Source organism: Sphaerobacter thermophilus DSM 20745 (assembly GCF_000024985.1).
Taxonomy (GTDB): Bacteria; Chloroflexota; Chloroflexia; order Thermomicrobiales; family Thermomicrobiaceae; genus Sphaerobacter; species Sphaerobacter thermophilus.
In genome coordinates this window covers 556,371-583,264 of the sequence record NC_013524.1, presented here as the reverse complement: position 1 = coordinate 583,264, position 26,894 = coordinate 556,371, and the positions used below count along the sequence as shown (strand labels likewise).

22 protein-coding genes and 1 pseudogene are annotated in these 26,894 nt (G+C 67.7%); 7 read left to right on the top strand and 16 right to left on the bottom strand.

Annotated features, from left to right (window positions below; all coding sequences use genetic code 11):
- Positions 1 to 33: 33 nt before the first annotated feature.
- The 4 genes and pseudogenes from STHE_RS18605 to STHE_RS14725 form a co-directional block, all read right to left on the bottom strand.
- Positions 34 to 414 (bottom strand): annotated as a pseudogene (locus STHE_RS18605) (DUF2182 domain-containing protein); the annotation flags it as partial.
- Positions 415 to 462: 48 nt separating this feature from the next.
- A complete protein-coding gene (locus STHE_RS14735) occupies positions 463 to 642 on the bottom strand; it encodes a hypothetical protein (protein ID WP_041400412.1) in 180 nt (59 codons plus the stop codon).
- Between the two features lie 144 nt (positions 643 to 786).
- Positions 787 to 1,416, bottom strand: coding sequence for an antibiotic biosynthesis monooxygenase family protein (locus tag STHE_RS14730; RefSeq protein WP_012873381.1), 630 nt, complete (start codon positions 1,414 to 1,416; stop codon positions 787 to 789).
- A gap of 210 nt (positions 1,417 to 1,626) precedes the next feature.
- The gene (locus STHE_RS14725) at positions 1,627 to 2,550 is read right to left on the bottom strand and encodes an IS982 family transposase (RefSeq protein WP_012870498.1); all 924 of its coding nucleotides are present in this window, start codon (positions 2,548 to 2,550) and stop codon (positions 1,627 to 1,629) included.
- 476 nt (positions 2,551 to 3,026) lie between these two features.
- Here STHE_RS14725 and STHE_RS14720 point away from each other — a divergent pair, with 476 nt between their 5' ends.
- Positions 3,027 to 3,734, top strand: a complete 708-nt coding sequence (locus STHE_RS14720; protein ID WP_012873380.1) for an ArsR/SmtB family transcription factor — start codon at positions 3,027 to 3,029, stop codon at positions 3,732 to 3,734.
- Between the two features lie 40 nt (positions 3,735 to 3,774).
- Here STHE_RS14720 and pepF read toward each other — a convergent pair whose 3' ends face one another.
- A complete protein-coding gene (gene pepF, locus STHE_RS14715) occupies positions 3,775 to 5,580 on the bottom strand; it encodes an oligoendopeptidase F (RefSeq protein ID WP_012873379.1) in 1,806 nt (601 codons plus the stop codon).
- Positions 5,581 to 5,881: 301 nt separating this feature from the next.
- On the opposite strand from pepF, the gene STHE_RS14710 reads away from it, so the two are divergent.
- Complete coding sequence (locus STHE_RS14710; protein ID WP_012873378.1) at positions 5,882 to 6,067, top strand: hypothetical protein; 186 nt, start codon at positions 5,882 to 5,884, stop codon at positions 6,065 to 6,067.
- 159 nt (positions 6,068 to 6,226) lie between these two features.
- Here STHE_RS14710 and STHE_RS14705 read toward each other — a convergent pair whose 3' ends face one another.
- The 11 genes from STHE_RS14705 to STHE_RS14655 form a co-directional block, all read right to left on the bottom strand.
- Positions 6,227 to 7,582: an NAD(P)/FAD-dependent oxidoreductase gene (locus tag STHE_RS14705; RefSeq protein WP_012873377.1), complete on the bottom strand. Its 1,356-nt coding sequence runs from the start codon at positions 7,580 to 7,582 to the stop codon at positions 6,227 to 6,229.
- Positions 7,583 to 7,823: 241 nt separating this feature from the next.
- Positions 7,824 to 8,096 (bottom strand): hypothetical protein, encoded by a 273-nt coding sequence (locus tag STHE_RS14700; RefSeq protein WP_012873376.1) that lies wholly within the window; start codon positions 8,094 to 8,096, stop codon positions 7,824 to 7,826.
- Positions 8,097 to 8,129: 33 nt separating this feature from the next.
- A complete protein-coding gene (locus STHE_RS14695; protein ID WP_012873375.1) occupies positions 8,130 to 8,537 on the bottom strand; it encodes a DUF2203 domain-containing protein in 408 nt (135 codons plus the stop codon).
- Between the two features lie 26 nt (positions 8,538 to 8,563).
- Complete coding sequence (gene dapF / locus STHE_RS14690; protein ID WP_012873374.1) at positions 8,564 to 9,388, bottom strand: diaminopimelate epimerase; 825 nt, start codon at positions 9,386 to 9,388, stop codon at positions 8,564 to 8,566.
- A 671-nt stretch (positions 9,389 to 10,059) separates the two neighbouring features.
- Positions 10,060 to 10,719, bottom strand: coding sequence for an isochorismatase family protein (locus tag STHE_RS14685; protein ID WP_012873373.1), 660 nt, complete (start codon positions 10,717 to 10,719; stop codon positions 10,060 to 10,062).
- Positions 10,716 to 12,137: a dihydropyrimidinase gene (hydA, locus tag STHE_RS14680; RefSeq protein ID WP_012873372.1), complete on the bottom strand. Its 1,422-nt coding sequence runs from the start codon at positions 12,135 to 12,137 to the stop codon at positions 10,716 to 10,718. Before hydA ends, STHE_RS14685 begins: the two co-directional genes overlap by 4 nt.
- Before the next feature lie 389 nt (positions 12,138 to 12,526).
- Positions 12,527 to 12,934 carry a VOC family protein gene (locus STHE_RS14675; protein ID WP_148220116.1) on the bottom strand — a complete coding sequence of 136 codons (408 nt, stop codon included), beginning with the start codon at positions 12,932 to 12,934 and terminating at the stop codon, positions 12,527 to 12,529.
- A 76-nt stretch (positions 12,935 to 13,010) separates the two neighbouring features.
- A complete protein-coding gene (locus STHE_RS14670; protein ID WP_012873370.1) occupies positions 13,011 to 13,970 on the bottom strand; it encodes an ABC transporter permease in 960 nt (319 codons plus the stop codon).
- Between the two features lie 73 nt (positions 13,971 to 14,043).
- Positions 14,044 to 15,006 carry an ABC transporter permease gene (locus STHE_RS14665; protein ID WP_012873369.1) on the bottom strand — a complete coding sequence of 321 codons (963 nt, stop codon included), beginning with the start codon at positions 15,004 to 15,006 and terminating at the stop codon, positions 14,044 to 14,046.
- Between the two features lie 135 nt (positions 15,007 to 15,141).
- Entirely contained in the window at positions 15,142 to 16,956 is a 1,815-nt protein-coding gene (locus tag STHE_RS14660) for a peptide-binding protein (RefSeq protein WP_012873368.1), read from the bottom strand.
- Positions 16,957 to 17,468: 512 nt separating this feature from the next.
- A complete protein-coding gene (locus STHE_RS14655; RefSeq protein ID WP_012873367.1) occupies positions 17,469 to 18,431 on the bottom strand; it encodes an NAD(P)H-dependent flavin oxidoreductase in 963 nt (320 codons plus the stop codon).
- Between the two features lie 604 nt (positions 18,432 to 19,035).
- Between STHE_RS14655 and STHE_RS14650 the strand changes: the two genes are divergently transcribed.
- The 5 genes from STHE_RS14650 to STHE_RS14630 all read left to right on the top strand — a co-directional run bounded on the left by STHE_RS14650 (position 19,036) and on the right by STHE_RS14630 (position 26,771).
- On the top strand, positions 19,036 to 21,345 hold the full coding sequence (locus tag STHE_RS14650) for a 3-hydroxyacyl-CoA dehydrogenase/enoyl-CoA hydratase family protein (protein WP_012873366.1): 2,310 nt from the start codon (positions 19,036 to 19,038) through the stop codon (positions 21,343 to 21,345).
- 53 nt (positions 21,346 to 21,398) lie between these two features.
- Positions 21,399 to 22,565, top strand: coding sequence for a thiolase family protein (locus STHE_RS14645; RefSeq protein ID WP_012873365.1), 1,167 nt, complete (start codon positions 21,399 to 21,401; stop codon positions 22,563 to 22,565).
- A gap of 116 nt (positions 22,566 to 22,681) precedes the next feature.
- The gene (locus STHE_RS14640) at positions 22,682 to 24,442 is read left to right on the top strand and encodes an acyl-CoA dehydrogenase family protein (protein WP_012873364.1); all 1,761 of its coding nucleotides are present in this window, start codon (positions 22,682 to 22,684) and stop codon (positions 24,440 to 24,442) included.
- A gap of 47 nt (positions 24,443 to 24,489) precedes the next feature.
- Entirely contained in the window at positions 24,490 to 26,142 is a 1,653-nt protein-coding gene (locus tag STHE_RS14635) for a long-chain fatty acid--CoA ligase (RefSeq protein WP_012873363.1), read from the top strand.
- Between the two features lie 296 nt (positions 26,143 to 26,438).
- Positions 26,439 to 26,771: a hypothetical protein gene (locus tag STHE_RS14630; protein ID WP_012873362.1), complete on the top strand. Its 333-nt coding sequence runs from the start codon at positions 26,439 to 26,441 to the stop codon at positions 26,769 to 26,771.
- The last annotated feature ends 123 nt before the right edge of the window (positions 26,772 to 26,894 follow it).

Here is a 26,894-nt window from a genome sequence, read left to right as displayed (position 1 = left end):
CCGTTTGAGCGGGAGAGGTCTACTCAGGGGGCGCTACATCGCGGCCGGTATCCCGGCCGGCATGGCGGTCGGCAGCAACTCCGGCATGACGAGCACCAGGGCGCCGTAGGCGATGAGGGCGACGGCCGCGACCTGCGCCAGTCGCGGTCCGATCGGCAGCGCCTTTTCGGCGAAGATCAGCACCGTGACGAGCGCCATCACCGCCACCTTCATGATCCCGAGCGGGAAGAGGATCACGAACAACAGCCAGCAGCACCCGAGACAGTAGCTCCCGTGTTCAATTGCCATCCGGAATGCGCCTCGGGCGCCGTCGCGCCACGAGGGGAGAATGAACGCCAGCGGGGTGCGGCATTTGGCCAGGCAGGCACGCTTGAGCGGGGAGAGCTGGTACAGCCCGGCGAGGATCAGGATCGCGCCGCCGCTCGCCGCGGTGGGCTTCGGGCCTCGGGCTAGGGCGGACGGCTACCCCGACCATGAGATCGGGGCGTAGTGCCCGTTCTTGCCGGAGTTGTCCCAGGTCATCCCGTAGTCGCTGAAGGTGCTGCCCGAGGTGCCGACGGCGAAGGCGATCTTACTGGCGAAGGGGTGCGCGTTCTCCGCCCAGATCTCATGGTCGGGGTCGAAGCTGGGCGCTGGCTGCACCCCGCACCCGATGCCGGTCAGGCAGGGGCGAAATTGCGCGAACGTTCCCGATCATATGGTCAGACTACGCTTCAAGGCAATCATATCAAGTGCCTGTTACGTCAGGGGCATACCTCCTCCACCATGTCTGCCGGATCGACAGGCTCAGTCCACCGGAGGGAAGTACTGCGGAGCCTCGCGGCGGTCGCGCATCCCGTACTCGCGGATGACACGCACCTGCCGGTAACGGACGCCCTCCGGCAGCGCCGGTGTCTCCGGGGGAGTATTCCGCCAGGACATGAGGAGCAGGTGCTTCCCGGGCTGGTAGATGCTCTCGAACCGTGCTTGTTCGACGGGGTCGCCCATCGCCGGCGGCGGTGGGGAAGTCGTTGCGGCGTCGGGCGCGGGGGACAGCGTCTCGGTGATCGTGACGACCTTGGCCACGCCGACCTCCGTGAGATCGAGGCGCGTCGGCCGGGGTTCGAGCCCGGCGGGCGGGTGCGTGTCGGCAATCACCTCCCCGACACGCAAGCGGTAGTCGGCGAAGATCTCGAATCGCCCGGGCACCTGGCCGCGCGTGTAGTGCAGCGCGTTGGTCCGCCAGCGGATCAACGCCTTCTCGTCGCGCCAGGTCGAGAGGGAGAGGAGCCCGCTCTCGTCCCCGATGCGCCGGAACCGCTCGTTGTCGATGAAGCCCTCGATCTGCTCCAGCTCCGGCCGCAGCAGCCGGGCGATCTCCAGGTACTCGTCCCAGCGCTCCGGCTTGGGCCACACCTCGAAGAGCACGACGAACATGCTTGACCTCCTTCCGGCCCAGCCGGCGTGCGACGGACCATCCACGGGACGGAGAGCCCCGCGCCATTGGACCCGCCCATCCGCCCCCGGGACGGGTGGTGTGAGGGTTCCCGGTGCCGTGGTCTGGGCCCGGGACGGGTGGCGCGACCGTTCTCGCACCGTGGTCAGGGCCCGGGGCTAAAACGCTTGGTGTGAGTTAGGGCGCCGTGGCTACCAGGTGATCAGGTTCGCCACCGCCAGCAGCGGCCGTCCCCGCTGCCGATTTAGCCAGCAGCAGAGATTGTGCAGCGCCACCCGGGCCGCCAGCCGCGCCTGGAAGCCCGCCAGCGTGTGCGGCCGCTCGCGCTCCAGCCCGAAGGTGTGCAGCAGCCGCCCGATGACCGTCTCCACGATCTGGCGATGCCGGGCCGCCCAGCGGCGGACCGCCTTGGGCCAGCGCCGCCGACTGCCTCGCTGCGGGGTGGCCACCAGCGTCACCCCGTAGGTGGCCGCCAGGTGCGCCTCGTAGTCCTCGCCGGCAAAGCCACTATCCGCCAGATAGGTCGCCACCGGCGTGCCGACACTGGGCAGGCGGGGATCGGGGTGGGCCCGACAGGCAATCAGGGTCTCGGCGAGGGACCGCTCATTGGTGCTGGCCGGGGCCACGCCCCAGCCGGTGATCGCCCCCTCCAGGCTGACGGCGGTCAGCACGCGGAAGCCGGCAAACCAGCCCAGGCGCAAGCTGAAGCCGATGTTGGCCTCGCCGGCCAGCCAGCCCCGCCCGCGGCGCTTGGCGTTGCGCACCGGAGCCGGCGCCACATCGAGCACATCCACCGCCACTGGCCCCCGGCCAAGTTGGTCTGCCAGGTAGAGGGCGAACTGGGCCAGGGCGACCTGATGCCGCCGCAGCAGCCGGTTGTATTGGCTGCGGTGGGGCAGGGTCGGGAAGTAGGGGCGCAGGTGGCGCTCGGCGTAGCGGTAGAAGTCCTGCTCACTGGAGAACCTCATCCACTGCCCGAAGATGGCCAGGGTCAAGACCTCGCTGCGGCTCAGGGCCGGCGCGGGGCCGGGGCGGTGGGGCTCCGGGGGCAGGTGGGTCTGGCAGAAGGTGTCGACCAGGACATAGACTGTAATCAGGAAGGTGTCCACATCCATCGGGTGCTCCTTTCGTGGGAGACGGATACGAGCTATCTCCCGTATGGAAGTGGGCACCTTCCTGTGTCAAGAGGGCACAGCATGCCCCGGCTAACTCACACCAAGCGTTAAAGGCGCCGGGCTCACAACGAAAGTCCGCTAAAGCGGGCTGGGACGTGGCAGGGCGCCGACCCTGGCGATACGGTTCCGACTATGCGGGCACGCACCGTGATGGTGGACACCGTAGCATCGAGGGGTGAGCCCTCGTCCCCAGCCGGCTTCAGCCGGCTTCTCGTTGTCAGCCCGGGGGGTTACCCCCTGGCACGTGCCGACCGCGAGGAGCCTTCGTCATCACGTGTTATGAGCCAGGCTCGCCGTCGGGCACCGGCCACCGCGGCGGGCGCTTGCATTGCTTCCCTAGACTGTACTCCTCATCCCGCGGAGATGCTTCGGTCTGAACCGAAGTATCGGCGCCGACGCGTGGGTATACTGGCGGCATGGCTACGCATTCGCGTCTCGCACAGCTCGGTGCTCTGTTTGCCGAACCCGCCCGCGCGGTGATGCTGGCGGAGTTGATGGGTGGCCGTGCACTGACGGCCACGGAGCTGGCGGCGCGGGCCGACATCGCGCCGTCGACGGCCAGCGCCCATCTGGCACGGCTCGTGGATGGGGGGCTGCTCGCGGTGGAGGTCCAAGGCCGCCACCGCTATTACCGCCTGGCAGGCCCGGAGGTCGCGCGCGTGATCGAGACGCTTGGTGCCTTTCCGCAGCCAGCCGAGGATCGCGATGCGTCGGAGTTCGAGGAGGTCGAGGGGCTGCGCTTTGCCCGCACCTGTTACGACCACCTCGCCGGCCGCCCCGCGGTGGCGATCCGGAGCGCGATGATCGAACGAGGACTGCTGCTGGAGCACGGCGCGGAGCATCAGGTCACGCCCGCCGGGGAGGCCTGGTTCGCGGACTTCGGCGTGGACCTCGTGGCAGCGCGCCGGGCGCGTCGCTCCTTCGCTCGTCGGTGCCTGGACTGGACCGAGCGCCGGCCGCACCTGGCCGGCGCTCTTGGGCCGGCACTGTTGGCCCGGTTGATTGAGCGCGGCTGGATCGTGCCCGTCCCCGGCGAGCGCCTCGTCGAGTTGACTCCGGCCGGCCGCGCCGGTCTCGCCCGCGACCTGGGCCTACGCTTTCCACTGGCCGGCGACCAGCTCTGATCCGCCGCGCTTCCTATCGATACGCACTACGCAGTACGCACTACGCCTGCGTCTCGCTCAGCGCTTCCTCCAGCGTGTTGAGGTATTCCTCCATCGTCGCGAAGGCTGCGTCGTAGGGCGCCGCCGTCGTCAGGTCGACCCCGGCGTCGCGCAGCAGATCGAGCGAGTCCTTCGACGACCCGGCAGCCAGGAAGGCCAGGTACCGGTCGCGCGCCTGCTCGTCTCCGGACAGCACCGCTGAGGCGAGCGCCATGGCCGCGATCAGCCCCGTGGCGTACTGGTAGACATAGAACGCGCGGTAGAAGTGCGGCACGCGCGACCACTCGACTGCTAACTGGTCGTCGGCCGCGAAGTCGGGGCCGTGGTACATCGTCGCCAGGCGGGTGTACTCGTTCATCATCCGCTCCGGCGTCAGCCCCTCATTCGCCTCGACCACTTGGTGCGTCAGCAGCTCGAACTCGGCGAACATCGTCTGCCGGAAGATGGTGGTGCGAATCCCCTCCAGCGCGTCGTTCACCAGGTAGGCCCGCTCTCGCGGGTCGGTGCTGCGCTCGAGCAGGTATGCCCTCAGGAGCGCCTCATTGAAGGTGGAGGCCACCTCGGCGACGAAGATGGTGTAGGACGACGTGGGGTGCGGCTGGTTCTCTGCCGAGAAGTGCGAGTGCATCGCGTGGCCCAGCTCGTGGGCCAGGGTGAAGACGTCGTTGAGTGTGCCGCCCCAGTTGAGTAGCACGTAGGGGTGAACCCCGTAGACCCCGAGGTTGTACCCGCCGGAGCGCTTGCCCGGTGTCTCGTGCACGTCGATCCAGCGGGAGCGCAGCCCCTCGCTCACCGCATTGACGTACCGCTCGCCGAGCGGCGCGAAGGCGGCCACGACGGTGTCGGTCGCCTCCTGGTAGTCGAAGGTCCGCTTCGGCATCTCCACCAGGGGCACGTAGAGGTCGTACATGTGGACCTCGTCCAGGCCCAGGACCCGCTTGCGCAGCGACACGTAGCGGTGGAGCAGCGGGAGGTAGCGGTGCACCGTGTCGATCAAGTTGGTGTAGACCTCGAGCGGGATGTTTTCCGGCTTCAGTGCCGCTTCGAGCGCGCTGTTGTAACGGCGCACGCGGGCGAAGAAGGCGTCGCGCTGGTTGCTCGCGGTCAGCAGCGCCCCGAGTGTGTTCCGGTGGGCGTGGTAGGGTGCGTGCAGCGTCTCGTAGGCGTCGCGGCGGACCCGGCGGTCACGGCTTTCGAGCAGGCGCAGGTAGCGCGCTTTGGTCAGCTCGATCTCGGTGCCGTCGCTGTCGATGACCGTCCCGAAGCGGATGTCGGCGTTGTCGAAGAAGGTGAAGACGTTTGAGGCGGTCTGCGCCATCTCCGCCGTCTCGGCGAGGACCTCTTCGACCTCGGCGCTGCGCACGTGCGGACGCTGGCGGATGGTGCGCTCGATCAGCCGCCGGAACGGCTCAAGGCCCGGCTCGGCGTCGAGGAAGCCGCGGAGTTGCTCGTCGGTGAGGGTCAGCAACTCGGGCTGGATCCAGGCCGTCGCCCGCCCGGCGGCGACCACGAGCGCCATCACCTGCTCGTAGCGCTGGATCGCGGCCGTGTTGCGGGTATCCTCGTCCCGCTCCAGCATCGCGTAGGCGAACAGGCGCTCCAGTCGCTCGTCGATCTGGTCCGCCAGAGAGAGTGCCGCCAGCAACTGCTGCGGGCTCTGGCCGAGCGTGCCCCGAAAGGCCTCGATGTCCGGCAGCGCCGCCTGGACGGCCTGGCGCTCGGCTTCCCACGCCTCGGCGCTCGGGAACAGGTGTGTCAGATCCCACCGCTCGCTCTCGGGAACCGCGTCGCGCGTCATCTGCGCCATGAGCCTCGACCTCCTCGCATCGCTACCCATCCGCCGGTCGGGCCGCGGAGCCAGCGCCCCGGCCGCCGTCAGTCTACACGGAAGCGCTCGCAGGAGCCGCGCCCGGCTACCATCCGGCGCCGTCTTGCCGTATCATCTCCTCGATACGTCGACCGGCGGGGTAGCCGGATCGGCTCGTTCATGCTATGGTGCCAGTGTAGCGCGGCCCATGGCCGCGCCCCTCTGAGTGTGAATTTGTGAACTGACGACGCGCGACAGCGAGTGACCCCCGGCAGGGGACGGCGGACGAGAGGAGCGAGCGGTGGCCCAGGGCTACCTGATGATCGAGCTGGGGATTATGGGGCTCTTCGGTGCGTTCTGGAGCATCGCGGGCACCCGGCTGGTGCGTGAGCAGGGCTACCCCTGGCTGGAGAAGATCGGCTATGCCGCCGGGGTGGTGTCCCTGGTGCTCTCCCTCATCTACATCGTCTGGGGCTTCACCCGCTAGCCGCGCCCTCACGGATGCGTCATCTACCGCCCCTCCCCGCAGGCTCGGGGAGGGGCGGCGTTGTGCTATTCCGGATGAGCTAGATTCTCCCGTCGGGCACTTCCCTAGACGGTCATACTCGGTGAAACCTGCCCGCGGGCGCTCGGCGGTTCCCCTTCGTTATCCCTCCCCGTCGCCCGCGCGCACTGCCTCGCGGGCGGGCCGATCGGCCATCGGGGCCGGCTGGCCGACCTTGAGTTGCACGAGCGTCGGCGGGAACAGCAGGTCGAGCGTCCAGTCGAGCGTCACCCGCAGTCGCTTCTCCCAGCGCGGCAACTGCGACAGATAGTAGGTTCGGAACAACCACCAGGCCGGGAACCCGGAGAAGGTCCAGCCCCGCAGGTTTACCACCGCCGAGCGGTGGCCCAGCGCCACCATCTGCCCCAGCGTGCGGTAGGCGATCGGCTTGGGCGACCGGCCACGCAGCCGTGCGGCCACGTTGTGCGCCAGGACTCGCGCCTCGCGGATCGCGTGCTGCGCAGTCTGTGGGTAGGGCTGCCCGGTGGTCGGGTCCGGTACCCGCGCGTTGTCCCCGAGTGCCCAGACGTTGTCCTGGCCCTCGACGGCCATGTACTCGTCTACGATCAGGCGACCCCGCTCGTCCTTCGGTAGCGGCAGGTCGCGCACCAGGGGGTTCGGCATGACGCCGACCGAGCCGACCACCGTCTCCGTCTCGATCACCGTGCCGTCGTCGAGCCGCACCGCGGTCGGCTCGACCGACGCGACGCGCCTTCCGAGGATCACCTCGACGCCGCGGGAGCGCAACTGCTGCTCAGCGAACCGGCCCAGGTTCTCCGGCAGATCGGGGATCAGGCGGTCACCGCCATGGACCAGGACGATCCGGAAGTCGTCCGTGCTGAGGTGTCGGTAGTGCTTGGCGGCGTCGTAGAGCAGGTCGGTGACTTCGGCCACCACCTCCACCCCGTTGGCGCCACCGCCGACGACCACCACCGTGAGCAGCCGGGCCTTGGCCACCGGATCGGTTTCGATGTCCCCCTGCTCCAGGATGTCGATCAGGTGGTTCCGCAGGGCGAAGGCGTGGCTCAGCCGCTGCACGTCGAAGGCGTACTCACCCAGACCGGGGACGAGCCCCACGTTGGGCACGCCGCCCAGCGCCAGCACCAGATGGTCGTAGTACAGCGAGCGCGGCTGTTGCCGGTGGCGGTAAAGGCCGTGGCGGATATCCACCCGCTGCTCCGCCAGATCGATGCCGGTGATCTCGCCGACGTACAGCGTTGCGCGGGGAACCAGCAGTCGGATCGGGTTCAGAATGTGCTCGGTCTCGATCGCCCCGGAGACGATCTCGGGGATGAGGGGGTAGAAGACGAAGAAGTTCTCGCGGTTGACGATCGCGATCTCGGCCGGCGTGCGGCGCAAGCGCTTCTGCAACTCAAATGCGGTGTAGACGCCGGCGAAGCCGCCGCCCAGGATCACGATGCGGGGTGCCTGGCGCTCACCCGGTCGAAGCCATTCCATCGGTTCGGCGTCCCCTCTCTGCAGCGAGGCGTGGGCGCGTCGTTGCGCCCCTTCCTGTCGCCGGATCGATGCCACCCGGCGGCGCCCTGTTGGCCTGACGTCGCTGGCGCGGCATGCCCGATCATGCGGTACCCGTCACTGGCTCAGCGCCGTTGTCACGCCGTGCCAGGCGGGGCTCTTCTATAGGGGATAACCATGGAGGGATGCAAACGAATCCCGAGGGCGGGAGGGGGTCGGCTGGCTACTCCCCGGGCGGGGCGCCGCGGCCGGTGAAGACGATGGTGGTGCCTTCTGGGGTGTGGCGCTGGAAGTAGTGGACGGGTGCCTGGGAGCCGTCCTCGATCTCCAGCGTGGCGGGCCCGGCCGGCTGCGCCAGCGCGCCCTCACCGTCCAAACGCGTGGCCGTGCCGCGCCAGACGCGATTGCGGCGGTCGATCTCGTACGTGTAGCGCACCGCTGCGATTTCGGTCCCGTCCGGGGCGAGCAGGCGCCCGACCCCGCTGTGACTCTCCATGCTCGACCTGTCCCCCTGCCCGGCGCCGACCGGTTACTCCTCCAACGGCTGCCGGCCGGCGTAGCCCGCGTCTGTCTCGTGCCAGAAGGCAACGGTCGGCTCGTCCACGCGCCAGCAGAGGTAGACCACCCGCCCGCCGCGCAGGCTCGGGAAGTCCACCAGTCCCATGTTCAGGTCCTTCACCTCGATGCCCTGCTCCATGAGTTGCTGCACCTTCTCCTGGAGCGCGGCGACCAACTCCGCGATCCGTTCCTCGCGCCGGTTGGCCTCGGCTCCATGCCCGTTGCTGCGCATAGCTGGGGTGAGCTGTTGCAGGGCGACCACCTCTTGATCGAGTTGTTGCTTCTCGGCCTGGATCGCGGTCAGGATCCCGCGCAGCCGGGGAACCAGTGCCCGGGCTTCCTCGACGGTGAAGTAGTGTGGGAGTGCGTCCTCGGCCATCGTGTTTCCCGTTCCGGCGCCGTGCGCTACCAGGCCAGCGCTTCGGGGCTCAGCGTACCCCGTGCGATGATGCGCGCGTCTCCGATCAGCCACAGACGACCGTCGCGCTGGTCGACCGTCAGGCGTCCGCCATCGACCACCAGGTCCACCGGCCAGGGGCGATCCAGCAGCGTGTGGACGACGAACGCGGTCGCGGTGGCGCCGGTGCCGCAGGCCTTGGTCAACGCCTCGACGCCGCGCTCATAGGTCCGCTGCCGGATCGGCCGATCTGGCGCCACCTCGACGAAGTTGACGTTCGTCCCGGCCGGGAAATGCTTGTCGTCGTATCGCAGCGCCCGTCCGAGCGCGGTGAGGTGTTCGTCAGAGTGGCGCTCAACGTCCGGCACGAACACGACCGCGTGGGGCACGCCGACCCACAGTGCGTGGAGCGGCCATTGCTCCTCACCCGCCTCGACCGTCATGGCATCGAAGCGGACCTGCTCCGGTTCCGGCATGACCACCTCAAACCGCCCGTCAGGGCGGGCCATGACCGGCAGATCCCCGGAGTCGGTGAGCAGGTGGAATTCGGGGCCCTGCACAAGCCCTCGCTCTACGGCGTAGCGCGCGGCGCAGCGGCTGCCGTTGCCGCACATCTCGGCGAGAGAGCCATCCGGGTTGTAGAAGCGGATGCGCGCCGCGTCGGACCGCTCGGCGCCGACGACGATAATCCCGTCGGCGCCGAGCGACAGCGCACGGGTACAGAGCCGGCGGGCTAGCCAACTGAGATCAAGGTCGGCTGCGTCCTCCTCGGCCAGCACGATGAAGTCGTTTCCCGCCCCGCTGAGCTTCATGAATGGCAGTTCGCCAACCACCCGCGCCTCCCTTGCCGGACGGCTCCGATGTTCCCATGGCACTTCTGCCACGCAGTGTAGCATGCAGGATGCTCGTGGGTGGCGGGCTGGGCACGGCCCAGGGGGGAGGTGTGAGGGTCTTCGGGTCGTGGCGCGTGCCCGGCGCTAAAGCCGCCGGGCTCACAAGGAAAGCCGGCTAAAGCCGGCTGGGGAGCAGGCGGACTCAGATCCGCATCAAACGGTGTCCGCCGGTCGGTAAGTGCCCGGGGGTAAACCCCCGGGCTAACACGGCGAAGCCCACTGAAGGGGCAGGGGACGCTGGGTCCGGCGGGAGACGTAACCGGATACGCCTGTATCTCGCCATTTCAGCCCCTTCAGTGGGCTTACCCATTATTCAGCCCGGCGCTCTAGCCCCGGGCACGTGCCGGGGGCCGTGGTCTTGTCACCACACCGGTTTTCTTCACCATCGTCCTCAGCCCGCTAAAGCGGGCTGTCGTTGTGAGCCCGGGGGTTTACCCCCGGGCACAGACCACCGCGCGGGGATCCTCGCACAACTCATCCCTGGGCACTGACCGTACCGCGACGCCCCTCGCATCATTCGGCCGCGGGCGTGTGTCACTACCCAGCGGCCATACCAAAGCGGCGTCTCGGGCCGCCGCACTCCAAATCGTTTGGCGGCCCGTCGTCCCCGCTCAGTGCGCCATGGCTGCGGTGCGGGCGGGGAGGGACTCGATGTACGCGATGGCTTCGTCGACCGAGACGACGTCGGCGTACTTCTGGTTGATGTCGAACAGGTTCGCCTCGTGCGGTCCGGGGGCACGGTCGCCTACGCACTCGCGGGGCACGAGGGTTGGGAACCCGTACTGCAGCAGGTCGATCGCCGTGGCGCGGATGCAGCCGCTGGTCGTCGCGCCGCACAGGATCACGGTGTCGACGCCCTGGGCGATCAGGATCGACGCCAGGTTGGTGCCGAAGAAAGCGGATGCCCCCTTCTTAAGGATCACCGGCTCGCTCTCCCGGCGCGCCAGGCGTGGGTCGATCTCGACCCAGCGCCCGCCGAGCTGGAGTTCAGCCAGCGAGGGGGCTTTCTTGATCCAGAGTGCGCCGTCGGTCAATCCCGGCTCGAAGCCGATGGTGGTGAAAACCGCCAGGAAGCCCTTGGCCCGCGCGGCGTCGAGGAGTCGCCGGGTTGCCTCGACCTCTGCCGTCAGGTCCGAGCCGAGCGAGCAGGCAGGGTCGGTGAAGCCGCAGGAGAAATCGACCACGAGCACTGCCGGGTTCTGTCCGCGGGGAACTGCCTGGCCGAAGCCGGCTCGCTGGTAGATCTGGTGGGTCTGCGCGTCGTGCGTCATACCGCTACCCCTCCCGTCGCGCCGGTCAGCTCCTCGCCGAAGCGGGCTCGCTTGATGAACGTCCCCGCGCCCGGCCCCGCGACCAGCTCATCACCCTGGACGATCGTCCGGCCGCGCACCATCACGATCTCCGGCGCTCCGGTCACTTGGTAGCCCTCGTACAGGTTGTAGTCGATCAGCGAGTGGTGCGTGGCGGCGGAGATGGTCAGTTGCTTGTTCGGGTCGAAGACGACGAGGTCAGCGTCGGAGCCGACGGCGATGGTGCCCTTCTTCGGGTAGAGCCCGAAGAGCTTCGCCGGGTTGGTCGCCAGCAGTTCCACCAGGCGGTTCATCGAGAAGCGGCCCTGCCGCACGCCGAACTCGTGCATCAGGTGCAGCCGATTCTCGATGCCCGGCCCGCCGTTCGGGATCTTGGAGAAGTCGTCCCGGCCGAGCGTCTTCTGGCCGTTGAAGTTGAACGGGCAGTGATCGGTTGAGACGACCGAGAGGATGCCGGTCGACAGCGCTTGCCACAGGTGCTCCTGGTGCTCCTTGGGTCGCGGCGGCGGGGTGTAGATCCACTTGCCGCCTTCGAAGTTGGGCTGGTCGAGCACGCTCTCGTCGAAGAAGAGGTACTGCGGGCAGGTCTCAGCCCAGACCTTCCAGCCCTTGGCCCGCGCCTCGGCAACCGGGTCGATCGCTTCCTTGCAGGAGACGTGGACCACGTAGAGCGGCGCGTCGGCCAGGTGGGCGAGCTGGATGGCCCGGTTCGTCGCCTCTCCCTCGGTGATCGGCGGGCGCGTGCGGGCATGCCAGATGGTGCTCGTGTGTCCCGCCGCCAGCGCCTGGCGTACCAGGACGTCGATGACGTCGCCGTTCTCGGCGTGCACCATGACCAGGGCACCGGTCTCGTGTGCCTGCTGCATCACCTTGAAGAGGGTCGTGTCGTCGACCATGACCGAGCCCTTGTAGGCCATGAAGAGCTTGTAGCTGGTTACGCCCTCGTCCTGTACGACTCGCTTCAGTTCCTCCATGCGTGCGGGGTCGGACAGGTCGGTGATCGCCATGTGGAAGCCTACGTCGATCACCGGCTTGCGCTCGCTCATCTTGCGGTGCCAGTCCTCCAGCGCGCTGAAGAGTGAGTGGCCCGGCACCTGGCAGCAGAAGTCGACCAGGGTCGTCGTGCCGCCGAAGGCCGCCGCGACCGTCGCCGAGGTCCAGGTGTCGCAGGTAGTGGTCCCGCCGAAGGGGAACTCGATGTGGGTGTGCGGGTCGATGCAGCCGGGCAAGACGTACTTCCCGCTTGCATCGATCACCGTGTCCGCAGGCATGTCGAGCGACTGGCCGATGAGCGAGATGCGCTCATCCTCGATGTAAATGTCGCCGACGTAGTCGTCGCTGGCGGTGATGATGCGCCCGCCTTTGATCAGTACGGACATGGGCTCTCCCTCCCGTGTGGCTGCCGGAGGTCGTCGCATCGACAGGAAACCGCTCCGCTGCCCGGTGCTGGGTAGACCCGAGTCCGGCACCCGGCATCAAGGCCGGTGCCGCGCCGCCCCGTGGGCGAGCCTGGTGGAAGGATGACCTGTCGTGCGTTTCGTGTCTCCATCCTATGCGCGCGGGGCGTGGCCTGTCAATCGCGCGTCTCGGTGGACGATGTGCCGGAGGCGCGCGGCAATGCGCGCATCTCTTGGAGTCGGGCGAAACTATGTCCGACGTCCGCGCTGCTGGTCACGCCGCCGCAGGGCAGCGCGAATGGAGCCGCGTCGAGGCGGCGGGATAAGGCGGGTGACGCAGCCGGGGTTGCTGCCGCGGGCGCAGGAGGTGGCTACTGTTCCTGCGCCGCGGGAGTGCGCTCGGCGACGATCTGGATGGGGTTGTCGTCCGGGTCGGCGACCCAGGCCGCGCGCAGGCGGCCGTTGAGGAAGTCGTGCGGCGGGCTCACCGGCCGGGCGCCCCTGGTGAGGAGGTTTGTGTAGGTGCGGTCGATGTCGTCGGTCCACAGGCAAACCTCTGCCCGTGGCGGGCCGGAGTCCGCCGGGATGTCGTGCGCGCGCCGCGCCGATTCGATCGAGGCCAGGCCGAGGATGAAGCCGTCCAGGCGGAGCTCGACGTGCTCCGGGGCGCCGGTCGCGGGGGTGCGAAAGGTTTCGGTGAAGCCGAACAGTTCGGTGTAGAACCGCGCTGCTGCTTCGACATCGCGGACGTAGAAGTTCACCTGGGGATTGCGGAACATGCGCATCCACCTTTCCTGCCCTGGTCAGCAGGGCATACGAGTCCGGTACCGCGGCCGGCGGCGCGTAGGGGATGCGCTAGTTCTCGCCCAGGCGCGGGTCGAGCGCGTCGCGCAGGCCGTTGCCGAACAGGTTGATCGCCAGCACCGTGATGTAGATGACGAAGCCGGGGATGAAGATCAGCGACCAGGAGTGGGAGATGTAGGTGATGGCGTCGCTGAGCATATTGCCCAGGCTCGGGACGGGCACCTGCACGCCGAGGCCGAGGAAGCTGAGGGCAGCTTCGACCAGGATGAAGGCCGGCAGGGCCAGCGTTGCCCAGACGATGACGATCGGCGTCACGTTCGGCAGGATGTGCCGGGTGATGATCCGGCTGTCTGGAGCGCCGAGCACGCGCGCCGCTTCGACGTAGTCGCGGCGCTTGATGGACATAATCTCGCCGCGGATCAGCCGGGCGAGACCCATCCAGCTCACTGAGGCGATGACAAACGCGAGGGCGGTGGCACCGACGGTGAAGAGCGTGTTGATGAAGATGAGAAGGAAGAGCGAGGGGATCGAGAGCATGATGTCGACGAAGCGCATGATGACTGAGTCGATCCACCGACCGTAGTAGCCGGCCAGCGACCCGAGCGTGCCGCCGAGGAGGAGCGCGCTGGCGACGGCCAGAATGGCGACCATCATCGACATGCGGGCGCCGTAGGCGAGGCGGGTGAGGACGTCCCGGCCCAGGTTGTCCGTGCCGAGGATATAGCCGTCTTCGCCCGGCTTCTTGAACTTGTCGAGCAGCGACTGCGTGTCGTAGCCGACGTGCGTGACGTAGCGGGAGATAAGCGGTGCGCCGAACCCGAAGGCGAACACCAGCAGGACCACGACGATTGAGGCCATGGCCAGGCGGTTTCGCCGGAAGCGCGCCCATGCCTGTTGTGCGTTGCTGCGGGGCTTGGTACGGCCGACGCGGCTGAGATCATCCGCCACCCGGCTGGTGGCCGGAGCCGCTGGGCGTCGCTCCGCGAAGCCTTCGGGTCGAACCTCTGCCATCGCTCAACTCCAAAGCTCTCTCACGACAACGTATCGGCCGGGCACGGCGGCGGGCCCGGCCACCGGTCTTGCGTCAATCGTAACGAATGCGTGGGTCAAGCACGCCGTACACAATATCTGCCAGAAGGTTCGCAACCACCGTGAGGACCGACACGAACAGGGTGACGCCCATGACGACAGTGTAGTCGCGCTTATTGACCGAGTCGAGGATCAGCCGACCCAATCCGTTCCAGGTGAAGATTTGCTCGACGATCACCGAGCCGCTGAAGAGGGTCGGGAGATCCAGCGCCAGCAGCGTGACCAGCGGCAAGATCGCGTTGCGCAGGCCGTGTCGGAAGACGACGACGACCTCACGGAGCCCCTTGGCCTCGGCGGTGCGCATGTAGTCCTGTCGCAGGACTTCGATCATTTGGGAACGGATGTAGCGGGTCCAACTCGCGGTCTGAACGAATGCGAGGACGAAGGCGGGTGCGATGAGGTGCTGGATGCGGCTGAGAACGGTGCAGTTCCCCAGCTCGCAGACCCCGCCGGTGGGCAGGGTGGGCAATCCTGCGCCCTTCATGCGCACCAGGATGAGGATCACCATCAGCCCCAGCCAGAAGGTGGGCATGGCGAAGCCGGCCACCGCCCCCACGGTTGTCACCTGGTCGAAGGCAGAGTTGCGCCTGACGGCGCCGTAGACCCCGATCGGGATGGCGATAAGCAGCGACAGAATCAGTGCCGTCACCGTGAGAAGCAGCGTGTTCGGCAGCTTCTCCATGATGGTCTTCATGACCGGCTGGTAGGTGATCAGCGACAGGCCGAGATCACCGCGCGCCACGTGCGAGAGCCACTGGATATAACGGACGTGCAAGGGCTGATCGAGGCCGAGTGCCTTGGCGATGCGCTCCCGGTCCTCGGGCCGCACCTGCGGGTTGAACTCGAGGTCGGAGATTGGGCTCCCGGGTACCAGGTTTGCCAGCGCAAAGGTGATGATCGTGATGCCGAGCACCAGCGGGACGATCTGGAGCACCCGGCGCACGACGTATTGTCCCATGACGCTCTCCCCAACTCGTGGCGGAGCCCGCACGCCGGTTTGGGGTGGGCGCGTCTCCCCGAGGCTGACTCGGGGAGACGCCCTCCCGGCGACGGGCACCCCGGGCGCGCCGCTGCGCCCGGGACACAGCCGTGCCTATGCGTCAACCCACCACTGGTGCGCGTTGAAGGTCGTATCGACGGCGTTGGGCCACAGGTTGTGGACCCGCTTGTTCACGCCGGCGATCGCCTTCGGGAAGTCGAGCACCGCGCTCGGCAGCTCATCTTGCAGGATGTTCTGCATCTCGGTGTAGATGCGCTTGCGCTCCTCCTGGTCGGTCGTGAGCAGACCCTGCTTCAGGAGCTCATCGACCTGCGGGTTCGAGTACTTGTTCATGTTGAACCCGCCCTCGTAGGCCTCGGTGGCCCACATGGTGGTCTGATCCGGGTCGACGTCCCACTGGAAGCCGACCAGGAACATCTCGAAGTCCTTGCTGCCGGTGATCCGGTCGAGGAATGCGTTCCACTCCTCGGTCTTCGGGGTGCACTCGACCCCGATTTCCTTCCACGCCTGCTGGAAGACGGTGATGTACTGCTCGCGGACCTGGTTGCCGGCGTTGGTGTAGACGCTGAAGGCGAGGCGCTGGCCGTCCTTCTCGCGGATGCCGTCTGGACCGGGCACCCAGCCGGCCTCGTCCAGGAGCTGCTTGGCCTTCTCCGGATCGTACTCGTACTTGATCTCAAGCCCGTCCGGGTTGTAGGCCCAGGAGATCAAGGGCATGGTGCCGTGCGCAACCTCGCCGAGGCCGAAGCGGATCGCCTCGATCATCGCCTCGCGGTCGAGCGCGTAGAAGAGGGCCTGGCGGACCCGCTTGTCCTGGAAGAGGGTCGTTTTCTCCGGGTCGAGCTGGTAGGCGTAGAAGGTGAAGCTGAAGGTGTCGTACTCGAAGACCTTGACGTTCTCCTGGGCCTTCATCTCCTCGTAGCTGGCCTCGTTGATCGGCCCGAAGTCGATCTCACCGGTCTTGAGCTGCTGCACCGCGACCGTCTGGTCGGGGACGACCTTATAGATGTAGCGGTCGATGTTCGGCTCACCCTCCCAGTAGCCGGGGTACTTGACCAGCGTCAAGTGGTCGTCCTTGACCCATTCCTCGAACTGGAAGGGACCGCTCCCGATGGTGACGCCCTTGGTGCCGACGGAGAACTCGTGCTGCGCCAACTGGGCCGGGTCGACATCCTGGAGGATGTGCTGCGGCACGATGCCGTAGACCATGTTGCTGACCAGGAACGGCGCGGTCGGGTTCTTCAGCGTGAAGACGACCGTCGACTCGTCGGTCACTTCGATCGATTCGATCCGCTCGGTCAGCTCGGCGGTGCGCGGCGAGTTGGAAGCCGGGTTCATCAGCAGGTCGTAGGTGAACTTGACGTCCTCAGCGGTGAGCGGTTCGCCGTCGTGGAAGGTGACGCCACTGCGGAGCGTGAAGGTATAAGTGAGGCCGTCGTCCGAGATCTCCCACGACTCGGCCAGCTCGCCCTTCGGCTCGGTTGTCTCGACGTCGGGAGTCATAACCCCGTTGAAGATCAGATCGGCGATGCGGCCGGAGGAGGTGTCGCTAACGAGCACCGGGTTGACCGTCTTGGCGTCAGCAAAGGTGCCCTCAATGATCTGCCCGCCCTTGTTCTGCGGCTCCTCGTACTCGAAGGCGCCGGCCTCGCTGGACGGGGTCGTTGCTGGGGTGCTGTCACCCGAGGGAGCTTCGGTAGCACCTGGGGTCGCGCCGCCCCCACCGGCCTGGGTGGCCTGCGGTGCGGTGGTGGCCTCGTCATCGCCGCCGCCACAGGCAGCCAGGAGCCCGCCGACCACCGGCATGCTCACACCGAGTGCTGCCGCCCGGCGCAAGAGCGTGCGCCGGCTGACACCCACCTGGAGTGTTTCGTCCAGGGAGAAACGCTGCGGGGATTTTGTTTCCATGAGATCTCCTCCTCTACCATGCCCAGCTCTAGCCCGGGATGTCGCGTCCCCCACGCGACTCCCCCGAGCCCACTGCGCCGTGGGATGAGTTGGGCATGTGTCCGTCCACCAGATCAACGGGAAACGTGGTTCCGCACTACCGGAACACTCCGCGCTACCATCCCCGAACGGTAGCTATGAACGTCGCACTCAACTCATGGGCACCCCACCAAGTCGCGACATGAGTGGAAACCGCGCCCGGTGAGGTCCTCCGTCAGCCGGACCTCCTTTCCACGGGCACCCCATCACTGGGCGCCGGGCCACGAGGCGCAGCCGACCTGGGCATGCGCCACCGATGCATCACCAGGATGAATGGGCCTCGACGATCACCAGCCTCCTCGGTGTCGGTACACGTCAGTAATGGGTAAGGCTCGCTTACATCGTCGCGCTGGTGAACAAGAGCAGTATCAAGAGCATCAGAAAACCGTCATTGATCTTGCCCTAGGATAGTTGCGCTAGCGTTTAGTGTCAAGTCAGACGGCGGCGCAGGAAGCAGCCGCAGCGCGCAGGCGTCGCGCGGCGTCGGCAACCATGCGGTCAAGCAATTCCTGTACAGTGGGAATGTCGTGGATCAGCCCGGCTACCTGGCCGGCCCAGACCCACCCGCCTTCCATGTCACCATCGATCGCCGCGCGTCGATTCTCGGCGCCGGAGATGGCGCGGATGAGTTCGTCCCGCGCGCCTTCCTGCTCCAGCGACAGGATGCGCTCGGCCGCGGGCCCGGCCAGCACGCGTCCGGGGGTGCCGAGCGAGCGCTCGATGATGAGGGTGTCGGTCTCGCGCGCGTCGACCAGTGCCTGCTTGTAGTTGGGGTGGGCGATGCACTCGGCAGTGGCGACGAAGCGGGTGCCCATCTCGATGCCGTCCGCCCCCATCGCCAGCGCCGCTGCCAGCCCGCGGCCGTCGCCGATGCCGCCGCTGGCCAGCACCGGGATCGACACCGACTCTAGGATGCGGGGCACCAGCACCATCGTGCCGACATCGTCCCGACCGAGGTGGCCGCCGCCTTCGTAGCCGACGGCGATCACCGCCGTGCCGCCTAGTTGCTCCACCTTCTGCGCCTGACGCACGCTGGCGACGAGCACCAGCGTCTTGACGCCGGTCCCCTCCAGGCGGCGCAGGTACGGTTCCGGGTTGCCGGCGGTGAAGCTCATGATGCGGACATCCTCCGCCAGCGCCGCTTCCACCAGTGACATCGAGTCGCGATGGGCGCTGATGGCGATGTTGACCGCGAACGGCCGGTCGGTCAACTCGCGCACCTTGCGGATCTCCGCCCGCAGTCCGTCCGGTCCGCCGGGGATGGTCGCCGCGCTGATCTGCCCCAGTCCGCCGGCATTGGACACGGCCGCGCACAGTCCGGCGAACGCCAGGTGCGCCAGCCCGCCCTGCACGATCGGATACCGGATGCCGAAGATGTCCGTCACGCGTGTGCGCATGGCCTGTCCTTCCTGTCCATGGCTGGGACTCCTGGCTGTCGTCGTGCCCGATGCTGGTTCGGGAGCACGATATCAAATCCCACTCCAGGATGCCTCTCCGTGCTCGGACGTGAGCGTCGGGGCGACTCCGCACCCCGGCAGGCTTGGGCGAAGCTGGTGCCGTCCACAATGGGAAGTGGTCCACCTCGCCAATCCTGTCACCCTGAGCGGAGCGAAGGATCTGTCGGATGTGCGGCTACTCCAACGAGAGATCCCTCGCTTCGTTCAGGATGACAGCTTCCGGTAGAGTCTGCGCTTGGCCTTATCCGCGGTGGCCGCTCGACATCGAGCGGTCATCGCAATCCCGACCGGGGTCCTCTGGGGCGTGTAGACACCATCCTGCCCCGACCTGCGTCCAGTCATCCTGGCGGATCCAGGAGCGGTGGTCAGGCCCGCAGCCCGGTGCTTGTCTCCCGACGACACGCTATCGCGCCCGCCCCGCGAAACATGCTATGCTCAGGGCACCGAGTGGGGAGGAGCTTTCGCGCACGAGAGCGGGGACGACGTCGGCGGCACGGGCCGCGTCGCCCGTGCTGCCCCTCCGTACCCAGCAGGGAGGGACCCCATGCGCATACGGAAGTTGGGCGTGGTCGGCGCGGGCACTATGGGCGGCGCCATCGCGGCGCTCGCGGCATCGGCCGGCGTGCCGGTCGTGCTGCTCGACCTCCCGGGCGACGATGACCGCGACGGCCCGGCCAGGCGCGGGCTAGAACGCCAGCTCGCGGCGCGCCCGGCGGCCTTCATGGACCCGGACCGCGCTCGGCTGATCGAGATCGGCAACACCGAGGACCATCTGGAGCGGCTGGCGAGCTGCGACTGGGTGGTCGAGGCGATCATCGAGCAGGTCGAGCCGAAGCGAGCGCTCTATGCCCGGCTGGAGCAGGTCCTGCCCGAGACGACCATCGTCACCTCCAACACATCCGGCATCCCGATGCACCAGCTCCTGGAGGGGCGGAGCGAGCGCTTCCGGCGGCGCTTCCTCGGCACCCACTTCTTCAACCCACCGCGCTACCTGCACCTGCTGGAGCTGATCCCCACGTCCGAGACGGACCCTGAGGTGCTGGCTGCAATCGAGTCGTTCGGTTCCCGCATCCTGGGGAAGGGAACGGTCCTCGCCCGTGACGTTCCCGGCTTCATCGGCAACCGGATCGGCGTCTACGGCTTGCTCCAGGCGATCCGGCTGATGGAGCGGTTTGACCTCACCATCGACGAGGTGGATGCCCTGACCGGACCGCTGATCGGCCGCCCCCGGTCGGCGACCTTCCGCACTGCCGACCTTTCGGGCCTCGATGTGCTGCGCCACGTCGCGATCGAGCTCAGTGAAGCGACCGGCGAGGACTTCTCGCTGCCCGGCTGGGTGGAGGCGCTGGTTGAGCAGGGTCGGCTCGGGGAGAAGTCCGGCATCGGCTTCTACCGGCGCGAGGGACGCGACATCTTCACTCTCGATTGGAAGACCGGGGAGTACCACCCGCGGGCGGAGTTCCGCCTGCCGGCGATCGGGCAGATCAAGGATCTGCCGCTGCCGGAGCGGCTGCGCGGCGTGCTGGCCCTGCCCGACAAGTACGGCGACTTCATGCGGACGCTCTTCTTCACCACGGCTCACTACACCCTGGAGCGCGCTCCCGAGGTCGCCTACGACCTGGTCGCGGTGGACCGGGCGCTGGAGTGGGGCTTCGGCTGGGATGCCGGGCCGTTCCGCCAGATGGACATGATCGGCGCGGAGGCGCTGCGGGCCGGCTTCGCCGAGCTTGGGTTGTCCGAGCCGGAACTGCTCCAGAAAGCGGGCGAACGCGGCTTCTACAGTCGCGAGGACGGCACCCTCCACTACCTCGACTTCTCCGGCACCTACCAGCCGGTGCCGGGCATTTCGGGCACGATCGCGCTGAGCGGGTTGAAGGACGCCGGGAAGGTCCTGAAGTCCTCGAAGGACGCCTCGCTGATCGACCTGGGCGACGGCGTGGTGCTGCTCGAGTTCCACACCAAGATGAACGCCATCGGCGAGGGCATCCTGCGGATGCTCAACGCCGGGATAAAGCTGGTCGAGCAGGAGGGCTACGCCGGGCTGGTGATCGGCAACGAGGATCCCCGTGCCTTCTCGGCCGGGGCCAACCTCGGGCTGATCCTGATGCTGGCCCGAGAGGGAGGCTGGGACGAGCTGGAGCTCGCGGTGCGCCAGTTCCAGCGGGCGACGATGAGCCTGCGCGCGGCACCCTTCCCGGTCGTCGTGGCGGCCCACGGGCTGACGCTTGGCGGCGGGGCCGAATTCCTGCTCCACGCTGACCATGTCCAGGCCGCGGCCGAGTTGTACACCGGGCTCGTCGAGGTCGGGGTGGGCCTGATTCCGGCCGGGGGTGGCACGAAGGAGCTGCTCTTCCGCTTTACGCAGGAGCTGGCCCCCTACGTCGAGGCCGATCCGTTCGAGGCGGTGCGCCGCGCGTTCATGCTGATCGGCATGGCACAGACCAGCACCAGCGCGCTGGAAGCGCGCCGCATGGGCTTCCTCCGGCCGGGCGACCGGATCACGATGAACCGCGACCGGCTGATCGCGGACGCCAAGGCCGCGGTGCTGGCGCTCGCGCCCGACTACGTGCCGCCCGTGCCGGGGACGATTCGCGCCCTGGGCCGGGAGGGGCTGGGGAATCTGCGCTACGCCGTCTGGTCGATGCGTGAGGCCGGGCAGATCAGCGACCACGATGTCGAGATCGGCAACGCCCTGGCCTACGTCCTCTGCGGCGGCGACGGGCCGCCGCGGGAGGTGACCGAGCAGGACATCCTGGACCTCGAGCGCGAGGCGTTCCTGAAGCTCCTGGGGACGCGCAAGACCCAGGAGCGCATCGCCCACATGCTGAAGACCGGCAAACCGCTGCGCAACTGATGCCGCCCGCGTGCGGGCGCCAGCGCGCGTGTCGACCACATCAAGGAGGAATCATGCGCGAGGCAGTCATCGTCAGCGCGGTGCGCAGCCCCATCGGCCGGGGCAAGGCAGACGGGTCGCTCGCCCACGTGCACCCGGTGGACCTGTCGGCGACCGTGATGCGGGCCGCCGTCGAGCGGGTTGGAGTTGACCCGGCCATCATCGACGACGTGCTCTGGGGCTGCGCCATGCCCGAAGCGTCGCAGGGCCTCAACGTCGCTCGGAACGCCCTGCTGCGGGCCGGCTTCCCGGTCGACGTGCCGGGGGCCACGATCAACCGCTTCTGCTCCTCCGGGCTCCAGACGATCGCCATGGGAGCGCAGGCCATCATGACCGGGATGGCCGACGTGGTGCTGGCCGGCGGGGTGGAGATGATGAGCCAGGTGCCGATGTCCGGCTACCACACTCGTATCCACCCGGAGCTATACGAGGCCTACATCGGCATGGGCTTCACCGCGGAGCGGGTCGCCGCCCGCTGGGGGATCAGTCGGGAGGAGCAGGACGAGTGGGCGCTGCGGAGCCACCGGCGCGCCGCGGCGGCCTGGGAGGCCGGTTGCTTCTCCGAGGAGATCGTGCCGATCCCGGTCGAGCGCTATCACTGGAACGGCCGCAAGAAGACGGTCGAAACCTGTGAGTTCAGCCGCGACGAGACGGTGCGCCCGGACACCTCGCTGGAGAAGCTGGCCAAGCTCCGCCCCGCCTTCAAAGTGGGTGGGACCGTCACCGCCGGCAACGCCAGCCCGTACTCCGACGGCTCGGCTGCGGTGCTCCTCATGGCGCGCGAGCGGGCCGAAGAGCTGGGCATCCAGCCGCTGGCGCGGTTCATCACGTTTGCCCTCGCCGGCGTCGACCCCGACATCATGGGCGTCGCGCCGGCCAAGGCGATCCCGAAGGTGCTGGCGCGGGCCGGGATGCGCCTCGAGGACGTCCAGTTGATCGAGTTCAACGAGGCGTTCGCGGCGCAGGTGCTGGCGGTCATCAAGGAGGTGGATCTGCCCACCGACATCGTGAACGTCAACGGCGGGGCGATTGCCCTCGGGCACCCGCTGGGCGCCACCGGCGCCAAGCTGACGACCAGCCTGATCCACGAACTGCGCCGCCGGGGTGGCGGCATCGGCATGGTCACCATGTGCATCGGCGGCGGTATGGGCGCCGCCGGGTTGTTCGAGGTGTATGGGTAGTGCGTCATACGTCATACGTCATGCGTCCCCCTCACCCCCGGCCCCTCTCCCACAAGGGGAGAGGGGAGGATGACGCATGACGCATGACGCATGACGTATGACGAGGGAGCATGGCCATGGCAGAAAACACGGCACTGTGGCGGCGCGGCGGCGGATGGCTACTGGAGAGCCCGCAGGAGATCTATTGCCCGGAAGACTTCGACGACACCATCAAGACCCTGGCCGAGATCACCCGCACGTTCGTCGAGCGCGACGTCCTCCCGGTGCTCGACCGCATGGATCAGGGTGAACTGGAGCTGAACGTCCCGCTGATTCAGAAGCTGGGCGAGCTGGGACCGCTGGGGGCGGAGATTCCGGAGGAGTACGGCGGGCTCGATCTTCCCAAGGTCGTCGGCGCCGTTATCACCGAGGAGATGGCCCCGACCGGCGGTTTCGCCGTGACCTACGGTGCCCACACCGGCATCGGCACCCTGCCGCTGGTCTACTGGGGCACGGAGGAGCAGAAGAAGAAGTATCTGCCCAAGCTGGCCAGCGGTGAGTGGATCGCCGCCTACGCCCTGAGCGAGCCGGGCTCCGGCTCCGACGCGCTCGGTGCCCGGACCCGTGCCACCCTCTCCGCGGACGGCCGCCACTACCTGCTCAACGGGACCAAGCAGTTCATCTCCAACTCCGGCTTCGCCAACCTCTTCACCGTCTTTGCCAAGGTCGACGGCGAGCACTTCACCGCCTTCCTGGTCGAGCGCGACTTCCCCGGCGTCAGCCTCGGCCCCGAAGAGAAGAAGATGGGCATCAAGGCCTCCTCTACCCGCCAGTTGATCTTGGAGAACGCTCAGGTCCCGGTGGAGAACGTCCTGGGGGAGATCGGCAAGGGGCACCGCATCGCCTTCAACATCCTGAACTTCGGCCGCTACAAGCTGGGTGCGGGTGGGGTCGGCGCCGCCAAGCACGCCCTGGCCCTCTCCGCCACCTACGCCAAGGAGCGCCGCCAGTTCGGTCGCCCGATCGCCTCCTTCGGCGCGATTCAGCAGAAGCTGGCCGAGATGGCCACTCGCACCTACGTCACCGAGAGCGCCGTCTACCGCACCGTCGGCCTGATCGACGAGGCCATCGCCGGCAAGACCGGCACCGACGCCATCCTAGCCGGCATCCAGGAGTACGCCGTCGAGTGCTCGATCCTGAAGGTGCTCGGCACCGAGACGATGGACTACGCCGTCGACGAGGGCGTGCAGATTCACGGCGGCTACGGCTTCCTCCAGGACTTTCCGATCGAGCGTGCCTACCGCGATTCGCGCGTGCAGCGCATCTTCGAGGGGACCAACGAGATCAACCGCCTGCTGATCCCCGAGATGCTCTTCCGCCGCGCGCTCAAGGGTGAGCTGCCCCTGATGGAGGCGGCGGGAAGGCTCCAGGAGGAATTGCTGGAGCCGGACTTCGACGATCCGGAGGGTCCGTGGGCCCGAGAGGAGGCGCAGGTCGCGAATCTCAAAAAGCTGGCGCTGATGATCGCCGGGCTGGCCGTTCAGAAGTTCGGCACGGCGATCGAGGAGGAACAGGAGGTGCTGCTCACCATCGGAGACCTGTTGATCGACACCTATGCCGCCGAGTCGGGCGTGGCTCGCGCCCGGAAGACCGGGCTGCCTCTCTGGGGCGACATGGCCCGCCTGTACCTCGACGCGATGCTGGGCAAAGCGCTGCTAGCCGCGACGGGCGTGCTTCCGCGCGTGGCCGAGGGAGACGACCTGAGCATGTATCTGTCGGTCGCCCGGCGGCTAACCCGTCGAGAGCCGTTCGACCGCATCGGCGTACAGCGTGAGGTCGCAGCGGCCGTTCTGGCGGCCGGCGGCTACCCGCAGCCGGCGGCGTCGCGCGCGGGCTAAGCGCAGCGCCCGAGTTCGTCCCCGTGGGTAGGTCTTGAGAAGGAGGGATGACCGTGGACGGCTTGATGATGAACTACCCTCTGGTCCTGCCCGCCATCATGCGCCGGGCCGAAGCGCTGTACGGCGATAAGGAGATCGTCTCCCGGCTGCCGGATAAGAGCTACCACCGCTACACCTACGCCGACATGATCCGGCGCGCCAAGCAACTCGCGGTGGCGCTGCAGCGGCTCGGCATCCAGCCGGGTGATCGGGTCGCCACTCTGGCCTGGAACCACTACCAGCACCTCGAAGCGTACTTCGGCATCCCGGCCTTCGGTGGCGTGCTCCATACCCTCAACCTCCGGCTACCCCCGCAGGACTTGATCTACGTCGCCAACCACGCCGAGGACCGCGTCATCCTGGTGGACGAGTCGCTGCTCCCGCTGTTCCAGAAGATCCGCCCGCAGCTCAACGTCGAGCACGTTGTCGTCATCTCCAACGAGGGTAATGAGCATGAGGGGACGATCGGCTACGAGCAGCTGCTGGCATCGGCCGATCCGAGCGAGTACCGCGAGCCCAACCTGGACGAAAACCAGGCAGCGGCCATGTGCTACACCTCCGGCACCACGGGGCGGCCAAAGGGGGTGGTCTACTCCCACCGCGCAATCGTGATGCACTGTTTCGGCTGCCTCTTCCCCGACGCGATCAGCCTGCGCGAGACGGACGTGGTCACGCCGGTGGTGCCGATGTTCCATGTCAACGCCTGGGGCCTGCCCTTCACCTGCACCATGGTCGGCGCCAAGCAGGTCTTCCCCGGTCCGCACCTCGACCCGGTTAGCCTGGCTGAGCTCTTCCAGGCCGAGCGCGTGACGGTCACTGCCGGGGTACCGACCATCTGGTTGGGCCTGCTGCAGTTGCTCGACAGCAATCCCGGCGCCTACGACCTCTCCAGCATGCGGGCCATGCTCATCGGTGGGCAGGCGGCGCCGGAGGGGATGATCCGCGGCTTCCGGGAACGGCATAACCTGCACGTCGTCCACGGCTGGGGCATGACCGAAACCACCCCGGTCGGGACGCTGGCCTACGTTCCCAGCCAGGCACTCGACGCGCCGATGGACGAGCAGTACTACTACCTGACCAAGCAGGGCCGTCCGCTGCCGCTGATCGAGATCCGCGCCCGTGGGGAGCATGGCCTCGTTCCCTGGGATGGAAAGACCATGGGCGAGCTGGAGATCCGTGGCCCGTGGGTCGCTCGCGCCTACTACAACGATCCGGAGGGCGATACCCAGTTCACCGAGGACGGCTGGTTCCGCACCGGCGACATCGTGACCATCGACCCGCTGGGCTACGTCCAGATCACCGACCGGGTGAAAGACGTGATCAAGTCGGGCGGGGAGTGGATTAGCTCGGTGGCGCTGGAGAACGCGCTGATGGCCCACCCTGCTGTGGCCGAGGCGGCTGTCGTGGCCGTGCCGCACCCGAAGTGGCTGGAGCGGCCCGCGGCCGTGGTGGTCCTCAAGGAGGGCCAGACCGCGACCGAGGAGGAACTGCGGGCCCACCTGGCTGACCAGTTCCCGAAGTGGTGGCTCCCGGACTACATCGTCTTCGGCACCGAGATCCCGCGCACCTCGACCGGCAAGTTCCTCAAGTCGGCGCTGCGCGAGCAACTCCGCGAGCAGCTTCGCGATCAGCTCGCTGCTGCCGAAGCCGAGCAGACCTGAGCGGTGTAGCTACCGCCGCGTCTTCCCACACCGCCGCCCGGGATCACCGGGCGGCGTTTCCTGTTCGTCGCACCTCGGCAAGCGGGTAACACCAGTCAGGGACTGCTCGACTTCGTGAGGTCGGGCTCTACCGCGACGTCCGCACGGGGCTGACCCGATCGATAACCCTCGAAGACGGTCAGCTCCGCATCAGTAGCGCCTTCGGTGAGCAGCTCGACCTGACGCCGCTTGGCGGCGGTCGCTTCCGCGTCGGACAGCCGCCCCGCGAAGCGCGCATCGGCCCGGGACCAGATGGGGTGCTGCGCTACAGCGAGGTCACCGCGGACGGCCGGGAGGCCGTCTTCGCTGTCGTGGAACCGACCACCCCTCCGGTCGAGGCGTTGGCTGCGTACGCGGGCAGCTACGTCTTTCCGGACCTGCGCGTCCGGTACACCCTCGTTGTGCGCGACGGGCGGCTGGTCGTGCGGCGGCGGATGGAGGATCTCGTGCTCGATCCGACCGTGGATGACGCCTTCAATGCCGGGGCCTTCTTCGACATCGTCTTCGTCCGAGATGGCCGCGGCGATGTGTCGGGCTTCGACATCTTCTCCGAGCGCATCCGCCACCTGCGGTTCTACCGCGATGCGTAGCCGGCGCCGGCGTGCTCGTGCATCGTCGTGCCGTGCGTTCGTACGTGGGGCTGTGGTTCGGGTGGGATGGTGGGGTTGGGCAGGAAATCGTGGTGGATCACCCTTGACGCTGCGGGAGTGGCT

Bases quoted from the DNA above. Each gene is read 5' to 3' on its own strand.
- STHE_RS14730 (WP_012873381.1), bottom strand. From the start codon at position 1,416: ATGTTCGTCGTGCTCTTCGAGGTGTGGCCCAAGCCGGAGCGCTGGGAC.
- STHE_RS14725 (WP_012870498.1), bottom strand. From the start codon at position 2,550: ATGGATGTGGACACCTTCCTGATTACAGTCTATGTCCTGGTCGACACC.
- STHE_RS14720 (WP_012873380.1), top strand. From the start codon at position 3,027: ATGGCTACGCATTCGCGTCTCGCACAGCTCGGTGCTCTGTTTGCCGAA.
- pepF (WP_012873379.1), bottom strand. From the start codon at position 5,580: ATGGCGCAGATGACGCGCGACGCGGTTCCCGAGAGCGAGCGGTGGGAT.
- STHE_RS14705 (WP_012873377.1), bottom strand. From the start codon at position 7,582: ATGGAATGGCTTCGACCGGGTGAGCGCCAGGCACCCCGCATCGTGATC.
- STHE_RS14700 (WP_012873376.1), bottom strand. From the start codon at position 8,096: ATGGAGAGTCACAGCGGGGTCGGGCGCCTGCTCGCCCCGGACGGGACC.
- STHE_RS14695 (WP_012873375.1), bottom strand. From the start codon at position 8,537: ATGGCCGAGGACGCACTCCCACACTACTTCACCGTCGAGGAAGCCCGG.
- STHE_RS14685 (WP_012873373.1), bottom strand. From the start codon at position 10,719: ATGACGCACGACGCGCAGACCCACCAGATCTACCAGCGAGCCGGCTTC.
- hydA (WP_012873372.1), bottom strand. From the start codon at position 12,137: ATGTCCGTACTGATCAAAGGCGGGCGCATCATCACCGCCAGCGACGAC.
- STHE_RS14675 (WP_148220116.1), bottom strand. From the start codon at position 12,934: ATGTTCCGCAATCCCCAGGTGAACTTCTACGTCCGCGATGTCGAAGCA.
- STHE_RS14670 (WP_012873370.1), bottom strand. From the start codon at position 13,970: ATGGCAGAGGTTCGACCCGAAGGCTTCGCGGAGCGACGCCCAGCGGCT.
- STHE_RS14665 (WP_012873369.1), bottom strand. From the start codon at position 15,006: ATGGGACAATACGTCGTGCGCCGGGTGCTCCAGATCGTCCCGCTGGTG.
- STHE_RS14660 (WP_012873368.1), bottom strand. From the start codon at position 16,956: ATGGAAACAAAATCCCCGCAGCGTTTCTCCCTGGACGAAACACTCCAG.
- STHE_RS14655 (WP_012873367.1), bottom strand. From the start codon at position 18,431: ATGCGCACACGCGTGACGGACATCTTCGGCATCCGGTATCCGATCGTG.
- STHE_RS14650 (WP_012873366.1), top strand. From the start codon at position 19,036: ATGCGCATACGGAAGTTGGGCGTGGTCGGCGCGGGCACTATGGGCGGC.
- STHE_RS14645 (WP_012873365.1), top strand. From the start codon at position 21,399: ATGCGCGAGGCAGTCATCGTCAGCGCGGTGCGCAGCCCCATCGGCCGG.
- STHE_RS14640 (WP_012873364.1), top strand. From the start codon at position 22,682: ATGGCAGAAAACACGGCACTGTGGCGGCGCGGCGGCGGATGGCTACTG.
- STHE_RS14635 (WP_012873363.1), top strand. From the start codon at position 24,490: ATGACCGTGGACGGCTTGATGATGAACTACCCTCTGGTCCTGCCCGCC.